Origin of the sequence: Brachybacterium hainanense, from assembly GCF_042434575.1 — a bacterium.
Classification (GTDB): domain Bacteria; phylum Actinomycetota; class Actinomycetes; order Actinomycetales; family Dermabacteraceae; genus Brachybacterium; species Brachybacterium hainanense.
The window spans coordinates 32,861-55,652 of the sequence record NZ_JBHLSV010000015.1 but is presented as its reverse complement, the minus strand read 5'-3'; the positions used below and the strand labels follow the sequence as shown (position 1 = coordinate 55,652).

Genomic DNA, 22,792 nt, shown 5'->3' with positions numbered 1-22,792 from the left:
ATGGCAGACCCCGCGACCTACCGTCCGGCACCCGGCACGATCCCCACCTCCCCGGGGGTCTACCGCTTCCGCGACGGCGACGGGCGGGTCATCTACGTCGGCAAGGCCAAGAACCTGCGCCAGCGGCTGTCGAACTACTTCCAGGACCTGACCGCGCTGCACGAGCGGACCCGTCGCATGGTCACGACCGCCACGAGCGTGGAATGGACCGTCGTCGGGACCGAGGTCGAGGCCCTCACCCTCGAATACACCTGGATCAAGGAGTACGACCCGCGGTTCAACGTGAAGTTCCGCGACGACAAGTCGTACCCCTTCCTCGCGATCACCATGTCGGAGCGGTTCCCGCGCGTGCACGTCACCCGCAAGCCCAAGCTCAAAGGGGACCGCACCTTCGGTCCCTACGCCCAGGTCTGGGCGATCCGCGAGACCGTCGACCTGATGCTGCGCGTCTTCCCGGTGCGCAGCTGCACCGCGGGCGTGTTCCGCCGCGCCGAGCGCAGCGGACGGCCCTGCCTGCTCGGCTTCATCGGCAAGTGCTCCGCGCCCTGCACCGGCGAGATCTCGGAGGAGGAGCATCGGCTGCTGGCGGAGCAGTTCGCGGACTTCATGGCGGGCAACACCGCGACCTATACGCGTCGCATCGAGCAGCGCATGCGCGAGGCCGCCGCGGCCATGGACTACGAGACCGCCGCGTCCCTGCGGGACGACCTGCAGGCGCTGACCGCCGTGATGGAGAAGAACTCCGTCGTCCTGTCCGACGCCACCGACGCGGACCTCGTCTCCATCGTGCACGACGAGCTCGAGGCCTCGATCCAGGTCTTCCATGTGCGTGGCGGCAGGATCCGCGGGCAGCGCGGCTGGACCGCGGAGATCCTGGACGACTCCACCCCCGCGGACCTCATGGAGCGCGGGCTCACCCAGCTCTACACCGACGGCGAGGTGCCTCGCGAGGTCCTCGTCTCCCAGCTCCCGGCGAACGAGGAGCAGGTCCGCGCCCTGCTCGGCCGGAGCACGGATCTGCGCGTCCCGCGCCGTGGCGAGAAGAAGGAGCTGCTGGAGACGGTCACCGCGAACGCGCAGGAGGCGCTGCGGCTGGGGCGGCTGCGTCGCATCGGCGATCTCACCGCGCGCTCCAAGGCTCTCGAGGACCTGGGGGAGGCCCTCGAGCTCGCGGAGCCGCCGCTGCGGATCGAATGCTTCGACATCTCCCACACCCAGGGCACCAACGTCGTCGGCTCCCAGGTGGTGTTCGAGGACGGCCTGCCCCGCAAGAGCGAGTACCGCCGCTACTCGGTCAGCGGCGACGCCGCCCGGGACGACACCGCCTCGATGTACGACGTGATCCACCGCCGCCTCCAGCGGCATCTGCACCCGCCGGAGAAGACCGAGGAGGAGTCGCGCCGCTTCGCCTACCCGCCGTCGCTGATCCTCGTCGACGGCGGCGCCCCGCAGGTCGCGGCCGCCCAGCGCGCCTTCGACGACCTGGGGGTCACCGACGTCGCCCTCGCCGGGATCGCCAAGCGCCTCGAGGAGATCTGGCTTCCCGGGGAGGAGCATCCGCTCATCCTTCCGCGCACGAGCGAGGCCCTCTTCCTCGTCCAGCGCCTGCGGGACGAGGCCCACCGCTTCGGGATCACCTACCACCGCTCGAAGCGGGGGAGAGCGCAGAACCAGAGCGCCCTGGACGGCATCCCGGGGCTGGGCCCTGCGCGCCGTCGCGCCCTCCTGGACGCCTTCGTGACGGTGCGCGCGATCCGCGAGGCCGATCCCGAGCAGCTGCAGGAGGTCGAGGGGATCGGTCCGGCATTGGCCGCGCAGATCCTCGCCGCGCTACGATCCGAGGAGCCCGGACCCGCGGTGGACATGTCCACCGGCGAGATCATCGAGCCGTGACCAGCGCGCGGAGGGCCAGCGGAAGGAGAGCACGTGACCAGTGGAGCCACGCAGCCGACGGAGGCCGTCGGCGAGCCGGGGGAGATCGTCATCATCACGGGCCTCGCCGGCTCGGGCCGGGAGACCGCGGCCCACGCGCTCGAGGACCTCGGCTGGTACGTCGTCTACAACATCGCCCCCCAGCTGATCCCCACCCTGTATGAGCTGCAGGCCCAGGCCGAGGGCCGCGACACCCGCTTCGCCGTCGTCGTCGACCCGCGCTCGGGCCCGTTCTTCGCCGAGCTCTCCGAGGTCGTCCAGCGTCTGCGCCGCGCCGAGCTGCGCCCGCGCCTGGTGTTCCTCACCGCCAAGGAGGACGTCCTCGTGCGGCGCTTCGGCTCCGTGCGCCGCCCGCATCCGCTGCAGGGCGAGGAGGGCGTGCTCGAGGGGATCCGGCGCGAGCGCGAGATGCTCGCTCCCTACCGGCGCCTGGCCGACGTCGTCATCGACACGAGCACCCTGAACGTGCACCAGCTGACGATGAAGATGCGCACGACCTTCGGCTCCTTCGAGCAGCAGTCGCTCACCGTCAACGTGGTCTCCTTCGGATTCAAGTACGGGATCCCGATCGAGGCGGATCACGTCAGCGACGTCCGCTTCATCCCGAATCCGTACTGGGTGGAGGGGCTGCGCGAGAAGCGGGGCACCGACGCGGAGGTCGCCGAGTTCGTCCTCGACAACGCGAACGCGCGCGAGTTCGCCGACCGCTACCTCGAGATGATCGCGCCGGTCCTGCGCGGGTACACGGGCGAGAACAAGCACTTCACGACCTTGGCGATCGGCTGCACGGGCGGGAAGCACCGCTCCGTCGCCATGGCCGAGCACATCGCCGACGGACTGCGCCAGAGCGGGCACGCCGTCCGCGTCCGCCACCGTGATCTGGGGCGGGAATGAACGCCGCATCGGCGCCGGGGACGCCCCGGCGCCGGGGGCGGGTCCATCGGGCCGGTTCCCCGGGGGACACCGGCGGGCTGCGGGTCGTCGCCCTCGGCGGCGGCCACGGGCTCGCCGCCAACCTGCGCAGCCTGCGCCTGCTGGTCGAGGACATCACCGCGGTGGTCACCGTCGCCGACAACGGGGGCTCCTCGGGGCGGATCCGCACGGAGCTGCCGGTCCTCCCGCCCGGCGATCTGCGCATGGCTCTCGCAGCGCTGTGCGAGGACTCCGACTGGGGCTCGATCTGGCGGGACGTGATCCAGCACCGCTTCGCGACCGAGGGCGACCTCGACGGGCACGCCCTCGGGAACCTCCTGATCGTCGCCCTCTGGCAGATCCTCGAGGATCCGATCGCCGGGCTGGATCAGATGGGGGAGCTGCTGGGGGCGCGCGGACGGGTGCTGCCCATGGCCCTCGAGCCCCTCGACATCGAGGCCGATGTGCTGAGCCCCGCCGGGGACGTGCATCTGGTCCGCGGACAGGCCGAGGTCGCCAAGGCCGAGGGCCGCGTCCAGGACGTGCGGCTGCTGCCCCCGACGCCACGGGTCCCCGCCGAGGTCATCGACGCCATCCACGGGGCCGACTGGATCATCATCGGACCCGGCTCCTGGTACACCTCGGTCCTCCCGCATCTCATGATCCCGGAGATCGCCGAGGCGATCCGGACCACGAGCGCCCGTCGCTGCGTGACCATGAACCTCAGCACCGGCATGGCGGAGACCGAGGGCCGCTCGAGCCGCGACCTCCTCGAGGAGCTGTTCGAGCGCGAGCCCGACATCCGCTTCGACGCCCTGCTCGCGGATCCGACGGCGCTCGCGGACGCCTCCGAGCTCGCCGAGCTCGCGGACGACCACGGCATGCAGATCCTGCTGCGGCAGGTGAGCGTGCGGACCGGCGTGGCCGAGCACGACCCGATCCGCCTCGCGGCCGCGTACCGCGACCTCTTCGACGGCGCGTACGGCGATGTCGACGATCAGAACATCCCCCAGAAGGAGAGTGCCGCCGATGGCGCTGACCGGTGACGTCAAGGAGGAGCTCGCGCACCTCGAGGTGACACGGCCCTCGGCCCGCAAGGCGGAGGCCTCGGCCATGCTGCGCTTCGCCGGAGGCCTCCATCTGGTGGCCGGCAGGATCGTGGTGGAGGCCGAGCTCGACCATGCTGCGACGGCGCGCCGCCTGCGGGCCAGCATCGCGGACATGTACGGGCATGGCTGTGAGATCGCCGTGCTCGCCGCCTCCGGGATCCGTCGCAGCACGAGGTATGTGCTGCGGGTGACCGGGGACGGGGCCGTGCTGGCGAGGCAGACGGGGCTGCTGGATGCCCGAGGGCGTCCGGTGCGCGGCATGCCGCCCGCCGTCGTCGGGGGCGCCCTGCCGGATGCGCAGGCCGCCTGGCGCGGCGCCTTCCTCGCCCGCGGATCCCTCACCGAGCCGGGTCGCAGCTCGGCCCTCGAGCTGAGCTGCCCGGGCCCCGAGGTCGCTCTCGCCATGGTCGGCGCGGCTCGCCGCCTCGGCGTCGCCTCGAAAGCCCGGGAGGTACGGGGAATCGACCGGGTCGTGCTGCGCGACGGCGACCAGATCTCCGCTCTGCTGACCCTCATGGGCGCGCATCAGACGGTGCTCACCTGGGAGGACCGCCGCACGCGGCGCGAGGTGCGGGCGACGGCGCATCGCCTCGCGAACTTCGACGATGCGAACCTGCGTCGCAGCGCGCGCGCCGCCGTCGCGGCCGGGCAGCGGGTGGAGCGGGCTCTCGAGATCCTCGGCGAGGACGTGCCCGATCACCTCCTGCAGGCCGGTCGGCTCCGGCTCGAGCACCGGCAGGCGAGCCTCGAGGAGCTGGGGCGGCACTCCGATCCGCCGATGACCAAGGACGCCGTCGCCGGTCGCATCCGCCGGCTGCTGGCCCTGGCCGACAAGCGGGCGGAGGAGCTGGGGGTCCCCGGGACCGAGGACGGGATCCGCGAGGACGACGCGCCCTGATCTGTCCAGGGGCCTGGTCGCGATCCCCTGACCAGGATGTTCGCCCCGGCCTCCCGCCCATGTCTCATCCGGGCCGGGCGCTGTGACGGAACCCGCCCGGCAGTTGGTAGGATTCTTCGTGGTCGGGCGCACATCGTCCGGTCGATCCGAGCGTACGACGGCGTGCGCGACACCCATCGCCGCGGCATCGCTCTGGTGCCGCGATCCTAGGAGGAACCGTGGCCCTCAAGGTCGGTATTAACGGATTCGGTCGCATCGGGCGCAACTTCCTGCGCGCCGCGCTCGAGCAGCAGGCGGACATCGAGATCGTCGGTGTCAACGATCTCACCGACAACGCGACTCTCGCGAACCTCATCAAGTACGACTCGATCGGTGGCGTGCTGCCCTACGAGGTCTCCCACGACGAGGAGTCCATCACCGTCGGCGAGAACACCTTCAAGGCGTTCGCCGAGCGCGACCCCAAGAACATCCCGTGGGGCGAGATCGGTGCGGACGTCGTCATCGAGTCCACCGGCATCTTCACCAACGCGGAGAAGGCCAAGGCTCACCTCGAGGCCGGCGCGAAGAAGGTCATCATCTCCGCTCCCGCCACCAACGAGGACGCGACCTTCGTGATCGGCGTGAACGAGGGCGACTACGACCCGGCCGCGCACAACATCATCTCCAACGCCTCGTGCACCACCAACAGCCTGGCGCCGCTCGCCAAGGTGCTCAACGAGAAGTTCGGCATCGTCAAGGGCCTCATGACGACGATCCACGCCTACACCTCGGACCAGGTCCTCCAGGACGGCCCGCACAAGGACCCGCGCCGTGCCCGCGCCGCCGCCCTGAACATCGTCCCCACCACGACCGGCGCCGCCAAGGCCGTTGCGCTCGTGCTGCCGGAGCTGAAGGGCAAGCTGGACGGCTACTCGCTGCGCGTCCCGGTCCCCACCGGCTCGATCACGGACCTGACCTTCGAGGCGACCCGCGAGGTCACCGCCGAGGAGATCAACGCCGCCGTCAAGGAGGCCGCCGAGGGTCCGCTCAAGGGCATCCTGCGCTACACCGAGGACCCGATCGTCTCCAAGGACATCGAGGGCGACCCGCACTCCTCGATCTTCGACGCGCAGCTGACCAAGGTCAACGGCAACCTCGTCAAGGTCTTCGCCTGGTACGACAACGAGTGGGGCTTCTCCAACCGCCTGGTCGAGCTCTCGCAGCTCGTCGGCAAGTCCCTCTGATCCGCGCGTCGTCGATCTGACGACACGGACAGCCACGGAGCCCGCCGGACGCCACCCCGCAGGGTCGGCGACCGGCGGGCTCCGCTCGTCCCCCTCCGACCGGAAGGAAGCTCTGTGCTGAAGACCCTCGAATCGCTCGGCGATCTGCGCGGGAAGCGCGTGATCGTGCGCGCGGATCTCAACGTCCCCCTCGACGGGACGGCCATCACCGACGACGGCCGCATCCGTGCGGCGCTGCCCACGCTCTCCCGCCTCGTCGAGGCCGGCGCGCGGGTCGTCGTCATCTCCCACCTGGGACGCCCCAAGGGCGCCCCCGAGGACCGCTACTCCCTGCGCCCGGTCGTGGGCCGGCTCGGAGAGCTGCTGGGCCAGGACGTCGCCTTCGCGACCGACACCGTCGGCCAGAGCGCCCGTGAGGTCGTCGCCGGTCTCGCGGACGGCCAGGTCGCCGTGCTCGAGAACCTCCGCTTCAACCCGGGGGAGACCGCGAAGGACGAGGCCGACCGGCTCGCCTTCGCCCGCGAGCTCGCGGAGCTCGGCGATGCCTTCGTCTCCGACGGCTTCGGCGTCGTGCACCGCAAGCAGGCCTCCGTCTACGAGCTCGCCCAGCTCCTCCCGGCCGCGGCCGGCGAACTGGTCGGCACCGAGGTCGCGGCGCTGCGCAAGGTCACCGAGGAGCCGGCCCGGCCCTTCGTCGTGATCCTCGGCGGCTCCAAGGTCTCCGACAAGCTCGGCGTCATCGAGTCGCTGCTGGCCAAGGCGGACCGCATCCTCATCGGCGGCGGCATGGCCTTCACCTTCCTCAAGGCGCAGGGTCACGAGATCGGCACCTCCCTGCTGGACGGGGAGCAGCTCGAGACGGTCAAGGGCTACATCGCCCAGGCCGAGTCCGCGGGCGTCGAGCTCGTCGTCCCGACCGATGCCGTGGTGGCCCCCGCCTTCGCCGCGGACGCCCCGGCGACCGTGGTCGCGGCCGATGCGATCCCCGCCGACCAGATGGGTCTGGACATCGGCCCCGCCTCGACGGAGCTGTTCGCCTCGAAGATCGCCGATGCGGAGACCGTGTTCTGGAACGGGCCGATGGGCGTGTTCGAGTTCGACGCCTTCGCCGGCGGCACCCGCGGCGTGGCCGCGGCCCTCGCCGACGCTCCGGGATACACCGTGGTCGGCGGCGGCGACTCCGCCGCCGCGGTCCGCATCCTCGGCTTCGACGAGTCGAAGTTCTCGCACATCTCCACCGGCGGCGGTGCGAGCCTCGAGCTGATCGAGGGCAAGTCCCTGCCGGGCATCTCTATCCTCGAGGAGGACACCAAGTGAGCACCCGTACCCCGCTGATGGCGGGCAACTGGAAGATGAACCTCGACTGGAAGCAGGGCCTCGCCCTGGTCGAGGAGCTGGGCGACGCCCTGAAGTCCGTGGACACCGACGCCGTCGAGGTCGCCGTGATCCCGCCGTTCGTCGACATCCGCACCGTCCAGGTCGCGGTCGAGGCCGGCAAGCTGCCGATCGCCTACGGCGGCCAGGACGTCTCCGAGCACGAGTCCGGCGCCTACACCGGCGAGATCTCCGGGCAGATGCTGAAGGCGCTCGGCGCGACCTACGCCCTGGTGGGTCATTCGGAGCGGCGCCAGTACCACGCCGAGACCGAGCAGATCACCAACGCCAAGGTCAAGGCCGCCTTCGCGGCCGGTCTGGTGCCGATCCTGTGCGTCGGGGAGCCGCTCGAGGAGCGCAAGGCCGGCAAGCATGTCGAGTACACCCTCGCCCAGCTCGAGGGTGGCGTGGAGGGGCTCTCCGCCGAGGACGCCGCGAGGATCGTCATCGCCTACGAGCCCGTGTGGGCCATCGGCACCGGCGAGGTCGCCACGCCCGATGACGCGCAGGAGGTCTGCGCCGCGATCCGCGAGGCGCTGCGGGGCCTGTTCTCCCCGGAGGTCGCCGAGGCCGTCCGCGTCCTGTACGGCGGCAGCGTGAAGTCCTCGAACGTCGCCGAGCTCATGGGCAAGGCCGATGTCGACGGCGCGCTCGTGGGCGGCGCTTCGCTCAAGGCCGACGAGTTCGCGAAGATCGCCGGCTTCGAGAAGGCCTGATCCTCCCGATCGGACCTCGGGGCCATGTGCCCGGTCCCACGGCCCGCCCGCGTCCGACGCAGGCGGGCCGTGGCGTAAGCTGGTCCGGTTCGAGCCGAAACGGAAGGGGTCTTCGTGGACCTGTCACTGCTGCGGATCATCCTGCAGGTGCTGCTCGCCGTCACCGGTCTGCTGGTGATCGTGCTGATCCTCCTGCACAAGGGCAAGGGCGGGGGCCTGTCGGACATGTTCGGCGGCGGCGTCTCCTCCTCGGCGAGCGCCTCCGGCGTCGCGGAGCGGAACCTCAACCGCCTCACGGTGACCCTCGGCGTCATCTGGGGTGCGAGCGCCGTGGGTCTCGGCGTCATCGAGCGCTTCCTGTGATGCATCGCTGACCCTGCTCATCGAGAACGGGTCGCCCCCTTGCGGGGGCGACCCGTTCTCGTATCGGCGGGGCACGCAGGTGCTGCGCGTCAGGCTCCCGTGAGCTCCGCGGCGGCGGCCTCGTCGAGGTACCAGGTCGTCGACTCGAGACCGCGCACGGCGGAGGCCGGCGTGCCGGTCGGGTCGATCTCCCCGTGGCCGCGGGCGACGGCCGCGGCCTTCTCCGCTCCCGCGACCAGCAGCGCCACGTGGCGCGCCGAGTTCACCACGGGCCAGGTCAGCGAGATCCGCTCGGAGGGCGGCTTGGGGGAGTCCCGCACAGGGATCACGTTCATGCTCACGTCCTGCTGTGCCGGATGCTCCGGGAACAGGGAGGCGATGTGGCCGTCAGGCCCCATGCCCAGGAGGATCACGTCGAAGAAGGCATGGCCCCGGGTGCGGAACGGGGCGTCGCCGCCGGCGAGATCGAGCTGCTGCCCGTACCAGGCGGCCGCCTCGTCCAACGACATGCCGTCGGTGGTCGCCGGCATGCGGTGCACTCGGTGCGCGGGCAGGTCCAGGGCGTCTAGCAGGCCCTGCACGGCGACATCGTTGCGGTCGGCGCTGCCGGACTCGACGAAGCGCTCGTCGCCCCACCACAGGTGCAGGGCGCCCGTGTCGACCCCGGCCTCGGCGAGGGCGACGGGGAGGGCGAGGGCGGTCTTCACACCGACCGTTCCTCCGGTCAGGACGAGGTGCGCGACGCCGCGGGCGTCGATCGCATCGCGCAGCTGACCGGCGACCGCGGACGCCGCGGAGGCGGCGACCGCATCGGCGTCGGCGGAGACGACGTCGGTCGGGGCGGGCTTGTCCTTGGCGTACGTGGACAGGTTCCGCACGACGGAGTATGCGTGGGTGAGCACGTCGCCGTAGACCTCGTCGGGGTCCAGGCGCCGCAGCTCCTCGGCGAGCAGTTCGTAGAGGGAGCGCTCCGGCATCGCCACGTGCTGTCCGGGCTGGGAGCCGAGCGTCATGACGATCGACTCGGGCCCTTCTCGGCGCAGGGAGACGCTGGCATCGTCCGGACGGTGCAGGAGGACGCCCTGGACGCCGGCGGTCGCGGGATCGGTCGGCTCCTCGACCTCGACCGCGGTGCCGAGCGACAGCTCGAGCCATGAGGCGAGCAGGACGACCGAGGGGTCCTCCTTCGGGCCGAGGACCACGATCCGGTCCGGCAGGGTCGCCGGCGGGACCTCGAAGGCGGTCGCGATGAGGCCGCGCCAGCTGGTCAGCCGGGCCCAGGAGAGATCCGAGTCGCCGCTCGCATAGCCGCGCCGCAGCCGCTTGAGCATCGCGGTGGGCTCGTCGCATGCGGCGGCGTCGGTGATGCGGCGCTGCGACATGGAGCCCAGCACGTCATGGACGGGGGAGGAGGGAGCGCCCTCGGGCCACCAGGTGACGATCGGGGCGTCGGGCAGCAGCAGCGGCATGATCAGCGTGTCGAGGTTCGACATGACCGTTCCGCGGGCCCGCAGCACGATGATCTCGCCGGCGCCGGCGTCGCGGCCCACGCGGATCTCCGCATCCAGGCCGGAGGCCTCGGCGTCGAAGTCGGCGTCGACGACGATGACGCGGCTGGGGTGCTCATGGCTCGCCCGGACCGCGGCCTCGAGCGCCTCGTCGATGTCGTCGCCGGTCGCGACGATCAGCAGGGTCAGGACGCGGCCGATGGTGTTGGCCCCGAACGTCTCCCGCATCTGCGTCATCTTCTTGTCGATCGCCGACGCGGTGGTGTCGGTGAGGGTCGTGATCACGGTCGCCTCCAGGCGCGCCCGTCGAGGGCGAGCATCTCGTGTGCGGTGTCGGGGCCCCAGGTCCCCGAGCGGTACGGGGTGGGCGGCAGCTGCTCCGCCCAGAACGCGGTGATCGGGTCCAGGATCTTCCAGGACAGCTCGACCTCCCGCTGGCGCGGGAACAGCGGCGGGTCGCCCAGCAGCATGTCCAGGATCAGGCGCTCGTAGGCCTCGGGGGACTCCTCGGTGAAGGAGGAGCCGTAGGCGAAGTCCATCGTCACGTCCCGCACCTCCATCTGGGTGCCGGGGACCTTGGAGCCGAAGCGCATGGTCACGCCCTCATCGGGCTGGACTCGGATGACGATCGCGTTCTGGCCCAGATCCGCGGCGTCCGTCGAGCGGAAGGGCAGGAAGGGCGCGCGCTTGAGCACGACGGCGATCTCGGTCACGCGGCGTCCCAGACGCTTGCCGGCCCGCAGGTAGAACGGCACGCCCGCCCAGCGGCGGGTCGCGATGTCCAGGCGGATCGCGGCGAAGGTCTCGGTCTTCGAGTCGGCGGGGATGCCGTCCTCCTCGAGGTAGCCGCGCACCTCCTCGCCACCCTGCAGGCCGCCGACGTACTGTCCGCGGGCGGTGTGGGCGCCGAGGTCCTCGGGCAGGGTCACCGCGGCGAGGACCTTCTCCTTCTCCGCGCGCAGCTCGGCCGCGTCGAAGGAGACGGGCTCCTCCATGGCGGTCAGGGCGAGCAGCTGCAGGAGGTGGTTCTGGATGACGTCGCGGGCGGTGCCGATGCCGTCGTAGAAGCCGGCGCGGGAGCCGATGCCGATGTCCTCGGCCATCGTGATCTGCACGTGGTCGACGTAGTTGGCGTTCCAGATCGGCTCGAACATCTGGTTCGCGAAGCGCAGCGCGAGGATGTTCTGGACCGTCTCCTTGCCCAGGTAGTGGTCGATGCGGAAGACGTCCTCGGGGCGGAAGACCTTCTCCACCACGTCGTTGAGCTCGCGCGCGGAGGCGAGGTCGTGCCCGAAGGGCTTCTCGATGACCACGCGGCGCCAGGAGCCGTCGCGCGGGGTGTTCAGACCGGAGTTCGCCAGCTGCTCGCACACCTGCGGGAAGGCGCCCGGGGGGATGGAGAGGTAGAAGGCGTGGTTCCCGCCGGTGGCCCGCGTGCGGTCCAGCTCCCCGACCACGCGGGTGAGCTCCTCGAAGGCGGCGGTGTCATCGAAGTTGCCCGTGACGAAGCGGAGGCCTCCGCGCAGCTGCTCGAAGACGGCTTCGCTGAAGGGCGTGCGGGCGTGGGCCTCGACGCTGTCGTGCACGTACTGCGCGAAGTCCTCGTCGCTCCAGTCGCGGCGGCCGAAGCCGACCAGGCCGAAGCTGGGCGGCAGCAGGCCGCGGTTGGTGAGGTCGTAGATCGCGGGCAGCAGCTTCTTGCGGGCCAGGTCGCCGGTCACGCCGAACATCACCATCGAGCAGGGGCCCGCGATGAGAGGCAGTCGGCGATCACGCGGGTCCCGCAGGGGATTGCCCTGCGTCTCGGTGTCGTTCACGGTGTTCCTTTCGGCAGGACGTGGGGCCGGCCAGGGGCCGACCCCACGCTGCAGGATTCGGGAGGAGGGCCGGTCAGGCCCGGGCGGCCTCGATCGAGGACTGCACGGTGGCGAGCAGCTCGTTCCAGGCGACCTCGAACTTGGAGACGCCCTCGGACTCGAGCACGGCGAAGACGTCGGCGAGGTCGACGCCCGCGGCGGCGACCTCGGCGAGGGTCGCCTCGGCCTGCTGGGCCGCGGCGGCGTCGAGAGCGGCGCCCGGCGCGGAGTGGTCGGCGACGGCCTCGAGGGTCTTCTCCGGCATCGTGTTCACGCTCGGGTCGGCGACGAGGCCGTCGACGTACATGGTGTCGGAGTAGTCGGGGTTCTTCACGCCCGTGGACGCCCACAGCGCACGCTGGGGGTTCGCGCCCTGGGCCTTCAGGGCGGCGAAGCGCTCGCCCCCGAAGGCCTCGAGGTACTCGCCGAAGGCGGCGACGGCGTTGGCGACTCCGGCCCTGCCCTGGAGCGCCGCGGCGTCGCCGCCGAGGGCCTCCAGGCGCTTGTCGATCTCGGTGTCGACGCGGGAGACGAAGAACGAGGCCACCGAGTGGATGGCGGAGAGGTCCCTGCCGGCCCGGGCGGCGAGCTCGAGACCCGCGAGGTAGGCCTCGATGACCTCCTGGTAGCGGGCGACGGAGAAGATGAGCGTCACGTTGACGCTGATGCCCTCGGCGATCACGGCCGTGATCGCCGGGAGCCCCTCGAGGGTCGCGGGGATCTTGATCATGACGTTCTCGCGGCCGACGGTCGCATGCAGGCGCTTCGCCTGCTCGATCGTCTTCTCGGTCTCGTGCGCGAGACGCGGGTCGACCTCGATCGAGACGCGGCCGTCGAAGCCCTTGCTGGAGGCGTAGACGTCGGAGAGGAGGTCGGCGGCGGTGCGCACGTCGTCGGTGGTGAGGACCTCGACGACGCCCTCGACGTCGGCGCCCTCGCCCGCGAGGCGGGCGATGTCGGCGTCGTAGTCGGAGCGGCCGGAGATCGCGGCCTGGAAGATGGAGGGGTTGGTGGTCACGCCGACCACGTTCCGGGTGTCGATGAGCTCCTGCAGGCTGCCCGAGGAGATGCGCTCGCGCGAGAGATCATCGAGCCAGATGGACACACCGGCGTCGGACAGGGCCTGGGTGCGGGGGTTCTGGGTCATGGGGGCGTTCTTTCCGGGCGCTGATGTGCCCTGTGTCGAACTGTGGTGATGCGGGTGGAAGAGGAGCGGGGCGGGACCGGGGTCCCGCCCCGCGGGCGATCAGGCTCCGGCCGCGGCCAGGGACTCCTTCGCCGCCGCGACCACGGCATCAGGGGTGAAGCCGAACTCGCGGAAGAGGGTCTTCGCATCGGCCGAGGCGCCGTAGTGCTCGAGGGACACCGCACGGCCGTGCGAGCCCAGGAATCGGTACCACGGCATGGCGATGCCGGCCTCGACGGAGACGCGAGCGGTCACCGAGGACGGCAGCACGGACTCCTTGTAGTTCTCATCCTGCTCGTCGAACCACTCGACCGAGGGCATGGAGACGAGGCGGGCCGGGATCCCCTCGGCCTCGAGCTGCTTCTGCGCCTCGGCGGCGTACTGCACCTCGGAGCCGGTCGCGATGAGGATGACCTGCGGTGCGGCGGAGGCGTCCTTGAGGACGTACCCGCCCTTCGCGACGCCCTCGGCGCCGGCGTACTCGGAGCGGTCCAGGGTCGGCAGAGCCTGACGGGAGAGGACCAGGCCCACCGGGCCGTTGTCCCGCTCGAGCAGCGCCTTCCAGGCCTGGGCGGTCTCGTTCGCGTCCGCGGGGCGGACGATCGACAGCCCGGGGATCGCGCGGTACGCGGCGAGGTGCTCGACCGGCTGGTGGGTCGGGCCGTCCTCGCCGAGGCCGACGGAGTCGTGCGTCCACACGTAGGTGGCGGGCACGTTCATGAGCGAGGCCAGGCGCACGGCGCCGCGCATGTAGTCGGCGAACTGGAAGAAGGTGCCGCCATAGGGGCGGGTCAGGCCATGCAGCGAGATGCCGGAGAGGATCGCGCCCATGCCGTGCTCGCGGATGCCGAAGTGCAGCGTGCGGCCGTACTTGTCGCCCGCGAACTCGTGCGAGGAGAGCTCCTCCGGCAGGAAGGAGGGCTCGCCCTTCATGGTCGTGTTGTTGGAGCCGGCGAGGTCGGCGCTGCCGCCCCACAGCTCCGGCATGACCGGGGCGAGGGCGTTCAGCACCTGGCCGGAGGCGGCGCGGGAGGCGAGGCCCTTGGCGTCGGCCTCGAACACCGGGAAGGCGTCGGCGAAGCCCTCGGGCAGCTCGCGCGCGGCGAGGCGGTCCAGCAGCGCCGCGGCGTCCGCGTTCGCGCCGCGCCATTCCTGGTAGCTCGTCTCCCAGGCGGCCTTCGCCTCGGCGGCGCGGGAGGACAGCTCGCGGGTGCGGGCGAGGACGTCGCTCTCGACCTCGAAGCTCTTCTCCGGATCGAAGCCCAGGACCTTCTTGAGGCCGGCCACGGCCTCCTCGCCCAGCGCGTTGCCGTGCACGTTGTGGCTGCCGGCGAGCTCCGGGGTGGGCCAGCCGATGACGGTTCGCAGGCGGATGAAGGTCGGCTTGTCGGTGACCTTCTGACCCTCGAGGATGGCCTGCTTGAGCGCGGCGACGTCCTCGACGTACTCGGTGCCCCCGTTCGTCCAGTCCACGGTGCGCACGTCCCAGCCGTAGGCCTCGTAGCGGGCCGCCGTGTCCTCGGTGAAGGCGATCGAGGTGTCGCCCTCGATGGAGATCTCGTTGTCGTCCCAGATGACGATGAGGCTGCCCAGCTGCTGGGTGCCCGCGAGGGAGCTGGCCTCGCTCGAGACGCCCTCCTCGAGGTCGCCGTCGGAGGCGATCACGTAGGTGAAGTGGTCGAAGGGGCTCGTGCCCGGGGCCGCCTCCGGATCCAGCAGGCCGCGCTCGCGACGCTGCGCCATGGCGAAGCCGACCGCGGAGGAGATGCCCTGGCCCAGCGGGCCCGTGGTGATCTCGACGCCCTTCGTGTGGAAGTTCTCGGGGTGGCCCGGGGTCTTGGAGCCCCAGGTGCGCAGCGCCTCGATGTCCTCCAGCTCGAGGCCGAAGCCCCCCAGGTACAGCTGGATGTACTGGGTCAGGCTGGAGTGGCCGGCGGAGAGGATGAACCGGTCGCGTCCCAGCCAGGTCGGGTCCTGGGGGTCGTGGCGCATGATGTCCTGGTAGAGCAGGTATGCCGCAGGAGCGAGGCTCACCGCGGTGCCCGGGTGACCGTTGCCGACCTTCTGCACGGCATCGGCCGCGAGCACGCGCGCCGTGTCCACGGCGCGCTTGTCGGTCTCGGTCCAGCCCTCGGGGGCCTTGAAGGTGACGGTCACGTGTACTCCCTCATGTCGGTGGACCGGTCGTCGCCTGGGGCGGCGCCCGGTGGGCCTTCCTGGGCGTGCGGTCCTGCACGCCGACGGCGCCCACTCTAGTGGTGGCGGGCGGCTCGCACCGAGCCGCCGTCATCTGGTGGAACACCTGCGGCGCCGTGCGTGTTCCCCCTGCGTGAGGGGTCTCACCCAGGGCGGCGCAGCTCACGCGACCTGTCGGCAGGGCGGCCGGGTGCGACGGCGCTCCTCCGGTAGGCTGGTGCGCGTACGTCCATCCGGCGCCCGTCCCGCGTCGGGGGATCCCTCGTGGAAGGACGGTGAGCGGTGGACGCCACCCAGGACACCCGGCCCCGGCGGTCGGCATCGGGCCCCGCGGCGCGGAGGCGGACCCCCGGGGGAGCCCCGTCGTCGCGCAGCGTCTCCTCGGTCCTGCGGGCGTACGTCGCGCTCACCAAGCCGCGCATCATCGAGCTGCTGCTCATCACGACGATCCCGACGATGTTCCTCGCGGCCGGCGGGTTTCCGAACCTGTGGCTGATCGTGGCGACGATGGTCGGCGGCTATCTCGCCGCTGGCGGCGCCAACTCGCTGAACATGTACCTGGACCGGGACATCGACGCGCACATGAAGCGCACCCGCAACCGCCCCATCGTCACGGGCGAGGTCTCGCCCCGCGCGGCCGTGATCTTCGGCATCGCCCTGTCGGTGCTCTCCGCGGCCTGGCTGGCCGTGCTCGTCAACGTGATGTCCGCGGTGCTCGCGATCGTCGCGATCCTGCTCTACGTGGTCTTCTACACGATGATCCTCAAGCGCCGCACCTCCCAGAACATCGTCTGGGGCGGGGTCGCCGGATGCATGCCCGTGCTGATCGGCTGGTCCGCCGTGACCGGTGGGGTCTCCTGGACCGCGGTGCTGCTGTTCGGGATCATCTTCTTCTGGACGCCGCCGCACTACTGGCCGCTCGCGGAGAAGTTCACCAAGGACTACGAGACTGCGGGCGTGCCGATGCTCCCCGTCGTCTCCTCCCGCACGAACGTGGCGCACCAGATGATCCTGCACACGGCGCTCATGATCGCCTGCTCGCTCGCGATCATCCCCCTGGGGCACACGGGCTGGGTCTACGGGATCGCGGCCGTCGCGACAGGTGCCTGGTTCGGCTGGCTCGTGGTCCGGTACGCCGTGCGCGTGCACCGCGGTCTGAGCGGGAAGAAGCTGGGGCCGATGGTCGTCTTCCACGGCTCGATCACGTATCTGACCCTGCTGTTCGTGGCCCTCGCGATCGATCCCTTCGTCCGCTTCTGAGCTCGATCGCCCGGCCCTGGGGCCGAGGAGGGGAACGGGGGAGACGCCCATGGGAGCTCGCAGCCGGACCGTCGAGCTGAACCGCCTCCATCAGCGGACGCTCGACCAGCACCTCGCGCAGCTGCGCATCGAGCGCGGACTGTCCGCGAACTCGGTGGCCGCCTACCGGCGGGACCTAACGCGCTACCTGGCCCGTCTCGAGGCGACGGGCCTCGCGCTCGAGCAGGTGGGGCCCGAGCAGATCGCGGAGTACCTGCGGACGGTCCGGGAGGGGGCCGACGGCTTCGCACCCCTGGCCGCCAGCAGCGCCGCCCGCGCCCTCGCCGCGGTCCGCGGGCTGCACTCCTTCCTTGCCGAGGAGCACGACCTCTCCGGCACCGATCCCACCCGCGCCGTCCCCGCACCCTCCCGCCCGCAGCGGCTCCCGCACCCCCTCGAGATCGAGGAGGTCATCGCGCTGATCGAGGCCTCCGGCCGTGAGCGCGGCGGCCGCCTCGCGGTCCCGCGCGCCCTGCGGGATCGCGCGCTGCTGGAGCTGCTGTACGGCCTGGGGGCCCGGATCTCCGAAGCCGTCGGCATCGACCTGGACGACCTCGACCGCGACGGCCGCGCCGTCGTCCTGCACGGCAAGGGCGACAAGCACCGCGTGGTCCCCGCCGGGACCTTCGCCCTCGACGCGGTGGACGCCTACGTCAGCCGGGGGAGGCCTGCGCTCCTGGCCCGCGGCGGCGGGAGCCCGGCGCTGTTCCTGGGCAGCCGCGGCACCCGCCTCAGCCGCCAGGCCGCCTGGGCGATCGTCGCGGAGGCGGCGGAGACCGCCGGTCTGCAGGAGCGGGTCAGCCCTCATACCCTGCGGCACTCCTACGCGACCCATCTCCTGCACGGCGGGGCGGACGTGCGCAGCGTGCAGGAGCTGCTGGGCCACGCGAGCGTCACGACGACGCAGCTGTACACCAAGGTCACCGTCGACACGCTGCGGGCGGCGCATGCCGCGGCCCATCCCCGCGCCGTCGCGGGGGACTAGACTTGTCGGCCAGGACCCCGGGACCGCCGGCTCCGCACCTCGAGGACCCGCACCGCCCCCGGTGCGTCCGGGACGGGGACGGACCGGCTCCGCCCAGGCCCGGCGCCCGGGCCGCGACGCAGACGACAGGATTCATACGTGAGCGATAGAGCAGCGCAGACGCTGGAACTCGGACTCGGGCCCACCGGACGCCCGCTCCCGGAGTTCCCCGAGCCGCCGGCGCTCGACGGGCACGGACCCGCGCGGGTGATCTCGATGGTCAACCAGAAGGGGGGCGTCGGCAAGACCACGAGCGTCATCAGCCTCGGCGCCGCCCTCGCCGAGATCGGCCGCAGGGTGCTGCTGGTGGACCTCGACCCGCAGGGAGCCCTGTCCGCGGGCACCGGCATCAACCCCTATGACCTCGATGTGACCGTCTACAACCTCCTCATGGAGCGCGGGCACGACGTGCGCGAGGTCATCCAGGGCACGGACACCGAGAACCTCGACGTGCTCCCGGCGAACATCGACCTGTCCGCTGCGGAGGTCCAGCTCGTCAACGAGGTCGCCCGGGAGATGGCGCTCGCGCGGGTGCTGCGGCCGGTGCTCGACGACTACGACGTCATCATCATCGACTGCCAGCCCTCGCTGGGCCTGTTGACGATCAACGCCCTGGCCGCGAGCCATGGCGTGATCATCCCGCTCGAGGCGGAGTACTTCGCGCTGCGCGGCGTGGCGCTGCTGGTGGAGACCATCGAGAAGGTGCAGGACCGCATCAACCCGGCCCTGGAGATCGACGGGATCCTCATCACCATGTTCGACCAGCGCACCCTGCATGCCCGGGAGGTGTGCGCCCGCGTGGTCGAGGCGTTCCCCGACTCCGTGTTCCATTCGACGATCAACCGCACCGTGAAGTTTCCCGACGCCTCCGTCGCCGCGGAGCCGATCACGAGCTTCGCCTCGAACACCAAGGGCGCCGACGCGTACCGCCAGCTCGCCCGCGAGCTCATCGCGCGCGGCGGCGCGGCCTGATGCCCGCTCCGCAGCGTCGACGCCGCAGCGCCTTCACCCCGCCCCGCACGGTCCGCCTGCGCGACAGCGAGGGACGCGCGGGAGCGGCCCCCGACCCGGAGGACGTCCACCAGGAGACGGGCGAGCGTCTGCAGAAGGTCCTCGCCAAGGCCGGCCTCGGCTCCCGTCGGGCCTGCGAGGCCCTCATCGGTCAGGGACGCGTGGCCGTGGACGGCGCGGTCGTCACGGAGCAGGGGGTGCGGGTGGACCCCGCACGCCAGGCCATCCACGTCGACGGCCGCCGCCTGCAGCTGGACGAGGGGACGCTCACCGTCGTCCTGAACAAGCCGCGGCGCGTCATGACCACCCTCGGGGACCCTGAGGGCCGGCGGGACCTCACGGAGTTCGTCGAGCGCTACGACCGGCGGCTCTACCATGTGGGGCGTCTCGACTACGAGACCGAGGGTCTGCTGCTGCTGTCCAACGACGGCGAGCTCACGCACCGCCTGACCCATCCCCGCTTCGCGATCGAGAAGACCTACGTCTGCCGCTTCTCCGCCCCCGGCAGCCCGCCGCGCGGACTGGTGAGGACGCTGCGCGAGGGCGTGGAGCTCGAGGACGGCCCCGCTCGCGCGGACGCCGCGAAGCTGCTCGCCCACAACGGCCGGGAGGCGGTCGTCGAGGTGACTCTCCACGAGGGCCGCAACCGCATCGTGCGCCGCATGTTCGCCTCCCAGGGCGTCGAGCTCACGCATCTCATGCGCACCCGCATCGGGCCCGTGATCCTCGGAGACCTCCGCTCGGGGCAGAGCCGCGAGCTGACGGTCCGCGAGCTCGGCACCCTCATGGCCGAGGTCGGTCTGTGAGCGTGCTCGTCCCGCAGCCCGTGCGGATCATCGGCACCGGGCTCATCGGCGGCTCGATCGGCCTGGCGCTGCGCGCCGCCGGCGTCGACGTGGTCCTCAGCGACATCTCGCCGGGGACCGAGGCGCTCGCGGTCGAGATGGGGGTGGGCCGCACCCCGGCGGAGGACGAGCCGGATCCCGCCCTCGTCATCGTCGCCGCGCCTCCGGACGTGGCCGCGCACCTGGTGGTCGAGGCGCTGCGGCGCTGGCCGGGGGCGGTCGTGACGGATGTCGCGAGCGTCAAGACGACCGTCCTCGCGGGCGTCGTCGCGGCCGTGCGGGCCGGCGAGATCTCCGCCGCCGACCTCTCCCGGTACGCCGGCGCGCACCCGATGGCGGGCCGCGAGGTCGCCGGCGTCATCGCCGCCCGTGGAGACCTGTTCCAGGGGCGGCCCTTCGTCGTCGTCCCGCACGGAACCAGCACCCCCGAGGCCCGGGCGAGCCTGCGCGCGCTGGCCGTCGAGCTGGGCTCGGTGCCGATCGAGCTCGACGCCGCCGCGCACGACGCGGCCGTCGCCCGCGTCTCGCACGTCCCGCAGGTGATGGCCTCGCTGCTGGCCTCCACCCTCGTCGACGCGACGGATCCGGCCCTGGGCCTCGCGGGACAGGGGCTGCGCGACACGTCCCGGATCGCCGCCTCCGATCCCCGCCTGTGGGTCGAGATCCTCGGCGCGAACGCGGCGGCGATCATCCCGGTGCTGCAGGCGATCCGCGGACGTCTCGACGGGGTCCTCGAGGCGCTCGCCTCCCTCGAGGGGGACCCCGATCCCCGAGTCGGCTCCCGCCGAGCGCTCGCGGGGCTCATCGCCGAGGGCAACCGGGGCGTCTCCCGCATCCCCGGGAAGCACGGCGGCGCATCGGACGCCTTCACCACGATCACGGTGCTCGTCCCGGACCGGCCTGGCCACCTGGCCCGTCTGCTCACCGAGATCGGACAGATCGGCGTGAACCTCGAGGACCTCCGGCTCGAGCACACGCTGGGCAAGAAGGTGGGTCTGGCCCATGTCTCGATCGAGCGCGCCCATGAGTCTCTGCTCACCCATGCGCTCCGCGAGCGGGGCTGGACCGTCGCCGACGGGTGATCGCCCGTATCCTGGGGCGATGAACGTCTCCGCTCCCGTGCCCGCGAACGCCGGATCGTCGCGCCCCGCCCCTGCCGCAGGCGGCGTCGTGGTCGCCATCGACGGCCCGGCAGGATCCGGCAAGTCGACCATCGCCCGCCGGGTCGCCCAGGCCACCGGCGGCGGGCTCCTCGACACCGGCGCCATGTACCGCGCGGTGACCTGGGCCGCCCTCGAGGACGGCATCGACCTCGCCGACCACGCGGCGGTCCTGGCCCTCGCGGAGCAGCTCGATCTGGATCTGGGCACTGATCCCGACAGCCCCCGCGTCCTCGTGCGCGGGCAGGACGTCAGCACCGAGATCCGGACCGAGCGGATCAGCGCGCAGGTGACCGGGGCGTCCACGAACACCCTGCTGCGCCCCCTCCTGCAGCGCAGGCAGCGGGAGATCCTCCTGGCCGGCGCGCGCGAGCACGGCGTCGCCGTCGCGGAAGGACGTGACATCACCACGGTCGTCGCACCCGATGCCGAGGTCCGCGTCCTCCTCACCGCGAGCGAGGAGTCCCGGATGGCGCGCCGGGCCGCGCAGCTGGGGCTCGAGGACTCCGCCGAGACCCGTGAGCGCATGCACCATCAGGTGGTGCGCCGGGATCAGGACGATGCGACGGTCTCCCAGTTCCTGACCGCTCCCGAGGGCGTCACCGAGATCGACACCACCGACCTCACGATCGACCAGGCGGTCGACGCCGTCCTCGACCTCGTCGATGCCGCCCGCCTCGCCGCGGTCCTCGAGACCGCGGCCCCCGCGGCCTTCGACGCGGAGCAGCCCGCGGACGACGGGATCGAGGACGCGGCCGTCGAGGCCGCCTGGCGCGCCGGGCTCGGCGACTACGAGCTGGACGAGGAGGACCTCGCCCTGCTCGACGGAGACGCGGAGGAGCTGCCCCGGGGCGCTCACGCCGCGCCCATGCCCGTGCTCGCCGTGGTGGGCCGCCCGAACGTCGGCAAGTCCACGCTCGTCAACCGCATCCTGGGCCGTCGGGAGGCCGTGGTCGAGGACACCCCCGGAGTCACCCGCGACCGGGTCTTCTACGAGGCCGAGTGGGCCGGCACAGACTTCTGGCTGGTCGACACCGGCGGCTGGGAGGACCGGGTGCAGGGCATCGCGTACCGGGTCGCCGAGCAGGCGGAGATCGCCGTCGAGCTGGCCGATGCGGTGCTGTTCGTGGTCGACGCGAACGTCGGCATCACGGAGACCGACGAGCAGCTGCTGAAGGTGCTGCGCCGCTCCCGACGACCCATCGTCCTGGCGGCGAACAAGGTCGACGACGAGCGCGGCGAGCTCGAGGCCGCGGCCCTGTGGAACCTGGGCCTCGGCGAGCCGCACCCGGTCTCGGCCCTGCACGGGCGCGGCTCCGGCGATCTGCTGGACGCGGTGCTCGCGGTCCTCCCCGAGGAGGGGCGCGGCCTCCCGCCGGACAGCGGGCCCCGCCGCGTCGCCCTCGTGGGTCGTCCGAACGTCGGCAAGTCCTCCCTGCTGAACCGCCTCGCGGGCGAGAACCGGGTGGTCGTCGACGACGTCGCCGGGACCACCCGCGACCCCGTCGACGAGAAGATCGAGCTGGGTGGGCGGCCCTGGACCTTCGTGGACACCGCCGGGATCCGCCGCCGCATCCAGAACACCCAGGGCGCGGACTTCTACGCCTCGCTGCGCACCCGCTCCGCCCTGGATCGGGCAGAGGTCGCGGTCGTGCTGCTGGAGGCCTCGGAGCCGATCTCCACCCAGGACCTGAAGATCATCGACATGGTCCTCGAGTCCGGGCGCGCCCTCGTGCTCGCCTTCAACAAGTGGGACCTGATCGACGAGGAGCGTCGCCGACAGCTCGAGTGGGAGATCGAGAAGGATCTCGCGCACGTCGCCTGGGCGCCGCGCGTGAACCTCTCGGCGAGGACCGGTCGGCACACCGACAAGCTGCTGCCGGCCCTGGACCTGGCGCTGGACTCCTGGGACACCCGCATCCCGACGGGCCGGCTGAACGCGTTCCTGGGCCAGCTGGTGGCGGCGCATCCGCACCCGCTGCGGGGCGGCAAGCAGTCGCGGATCCTCTTCGCGACGCAGGCCCGCACCCGTCCGCCGCGGTTCGTGATCTTCGCCAGCGGCTTCCTCGAGCACGGATACCGACGCTTCATCGAGCGCCGCCTGCGCGAGGACTTCGGCTTCGCAGGATCCCCCGTCGAGATCGGCGTGCGGATCCGCGAGAAGCGGCGCCGCTGACCGT

Annotated in this window: 18 protein-coding genes; 14 read left to right on the top strand and 4 right to left on the bottom strand. The window is 71.7% G+C overall.

Annotation, left to right across the window (positions count from 1 at the left end; genetic code table 11):
• The 8 genes from uvrC to secG all read left to right on the top strand — a co-directional run bounded on the left by uvrC (nucleotide 1) and on the right by secG (nucleotide 8,527).
• Nucleotides 1-1,893 (top strand): excinuclease ABC subunit UvrC, encoded by a 1,893-nt coding sequence (gene uvrC, locus ACFFF6_RS12695; RefSeq protein ID WP_376981262.1) that lies wholly within the window; start codon nucleotides 1-3, stop codon nucleotides 1,891-1,893.
• 33 nt (nucleotides 1,894-1,926) lie between these two features.
• Nucleotides 1,927-2,826 carry an RNase adapter RapZ gene (gene rapZ / locus ACFFF6_RS12690; protein ID WP_376981260.1) on the top strand — a complete coding sequence of 300 codons (900 nt, stop codon included), beginning with the start codon at nucleotides 1,927-1,929 and terminating at the stop codon, nucleotides 2,824-2,826.
• The gene (locus ACFFF6_RS12685; RefSeq protein WP_376981258.1) at nucleotides 2,823-3,890 is read left to right on the top strand and encodes a gluconeogenesis factor YvcK family protein; all 1,068 of its coding nucleotides are present in this window, start codon (nucleotides 2,823-2,825) and stop codon (nucleotides 3,888-3,890) included. The genes rapZ and ACFFF6_RS12685 overlap by 4 nt, the downstream gene beginning before the upstream one ends.
• Nucleotides 3,874-4,851 (top strand): DNA-binding protein WhiA, encoded by a 978-nt coding sequence (whiA, locus tag ACFFF6_RS12680; RefSeq protein WP_376981256.1) that lies wholly within the window; start codon nucleotides 3,874-3,876, stop codon nucleotides 4,849-4,851. Before ACFFF6_RS12685 ends, whiA begins: the two co-directional genes overlap by 17 nt.
• A gap of 218 nt (nucleotides 4,852-5,069) precedes the next feature.
• Nucleotides 5,070-6,074 carry a type I glyceraldehyde-3-phosphate dehydrogenase gene (gap, locus tag ACFFF6_RS12675; protein WP_376981254.1) on the top strand — a complete coding sequence of 335 codons (1,005 nt, stop codon included), beginning with the start codon at nucleotides 5,070-5,072 and terminating at the stop codon, nucleotides 6,072-6,074.
• Between the two features lie 114 nt (nucleotides 6,075-6,188).
• Entirely contained in the window at nucleotides 6,189-7,391 is a 1,203-nt protein-coding gene (locus tag ACFFF6_RS12670; protein ID WP_376981253.1) for a phosphoglycerate kinase, read from the top strand.
• Nucleotides 7,388-8,164 (top strand): triose-phosphate isomerase, encoded by a 777-nt coding sequence (gene tpiA, locus ACFFF6_RS12665; RefSeq protein ID WP_376981251.1) that lies wholly within the window; start codon nucleotides 7,388-7,390, stop codon nucleotides 8,162-8,164. The genes ACFFF6_RS12670 and tpiA overlap by 4 nt, the downstream gene beginning before the upstream one ends.
• A 114-nt stretch (nucleotides 8,165-8,278) precedes the next feature.
• Nucleotides 8,279-8,527 (top strand): preprotein translocase subunit SecG, encoded by a 249-nt coding sequence (gene secG / locus ACFFF6_RS12660; protein WP_376981249.1) that lies wholly within the window; start codon nucleotides 8,279-8,281, stop codon nucleotides 8,525-8,527.
• 89 nt (nucleotides 8,528-8,616) lie between these two features.
• Here secG and pgl read toward each other — a convergent pair whose 3' ends face one another.
• The 4 genes from pgl to tkt form a co-directional block, all read right to left on the bottom strand.
• A complete protein-coding gene (gene pgl, locus ACFFF6_RS12655) occupies nucleotides 8,617-10,320 on the bottom strand; it encodes a 6-phosphogluconolactonase (RefSeq protein WP_376981247.1) in 1,704 nt (567 codons plus the stop codon).
• Nucleotides 10,317-11,852: a glucose-6-phosphate dehydrogenase gene (zwf, locus tag ACFFF6_RS12650; protein ID WP_376981245.1), complete on the bottom strand. Its 1,536-nt coding sequence runs from the start codon at nucleotides 11,850-11,852 to the stop codon at nucleotides 10,317-10,319. The genes pgl and zwf overlap by 4 nt, the downstream gene beginning before the upstream one ends.
• 73 nt (nucleotides 11,853-11,925) lie before the next feature.
• The gene (gene tal / locus ACFFF6_RS12645) at nucleotides 11,926-13,038 is read right to left on the bottom strand and encodes a transaldolase (RefSeq protein WP_376981243.1); all 1,113 of its coding nucleotides are present in this window, start codon (nucleotides 13,036-13,038) and stop codon (nucleotides 11,926-11,928) included.
• 99 nt (nucleotides 13,039-13,137) lie between these two features.
• Nucleotides 13,138-15,234, bottom strand: coding sequence for a transketolase (gene tkt / locus ACFFF6_RS12640; protein ID WP_376981241.1), 2,097 nt, complete (start codon nucleotides 15,232-15,234; stop codon nucleotides 13,138-13,140).
• 321 nt (nucleotides 15,235-15,555) lie between these two features.
• Between tkt and ACFFF6_RS12635 the strand changes: the two genes are divergently transcribed.
• The 6 genes from ACFFF6_RS12635 (at nucleotide 15,556) to der (ending at nucleotide 22,788) form a co-directional block, all read left to right on the top strand.
• Nucleotides 15,556-16,533, top strand: coding sequence for a heme o synthase (locus ACFFF6_RS12635; protein WP_376981239.1), 978 nt, complete (start codon nucleotides 15,556-15,558; stop codon nucleotides 16,531-16,533).
• A gap of 49 nt (nucleotides 16,534-16,582) precedes the next feature.
• Nucleotides 16,583-17,557, top strand: coding sequence for a tyrosine recombinase (locus ACFFF6_RS12630; protein ID WP_376981237.1), 975 nt, complete (start codon nucleotides 16,583-16,585; stop codon nucleotides 17,555-17,557).
• Between the two features lie 138 nt (nucleotides 17,558-17,695).
• A complete protein-coding gene (locus tag ACFFF6_RS12625) occupies nucleotides 17,696-18,568 on the top strand; it encodes a ParA family protein (RefSeq protein WP_376981235.1) in 873 nt (290 codons plus the stop codon).
• Complete coding sequence (locus ACFFF6_RS12620; RefSeq protein WP_376981233.1) at nucleotides 18,568-19,413, top strand: pseudouridine synthase; 846 nt, start codon at nucleotides 18,568-18,570, stop codon at nucleotides 19,411-19,413. Before ACFFF6_RS12625 ends, ACFFF6_RS12620 begins: the two co-directional genes overlap by 1 nt.
• Entirely contained in the window at nucleotides 19,410-20,534 is a 1,125-nt protein-coding gene (locus tag ACFFF6_RS12615) for a prephenate dehydrogenase (protein WP_376981232.1), read from the top strand. The genes ACFFF6_RS12620 and ACFFF6_RS12615 overlap by 4 nt, the downstream gene beginning before the upstream one ends.
• A gap of 19 nt (nucleotides 20,535-20,553) precedes the next feature.
• Complete coding sequence (gene der, locus ACFFF6_RS12610) at nucleotides 20,554-22,788, top strand: bifunctional cytidylate kinase/GTPase Der (protein WP_376981230.1); 2,235 nt, start codon at nucleotides 20,554-20,556, stop codon at nucleotides 22,786-22,788.
• The last annotated feature ends 4 nt before the right edge of the window (nucleotides 22,789-22,792 follow it).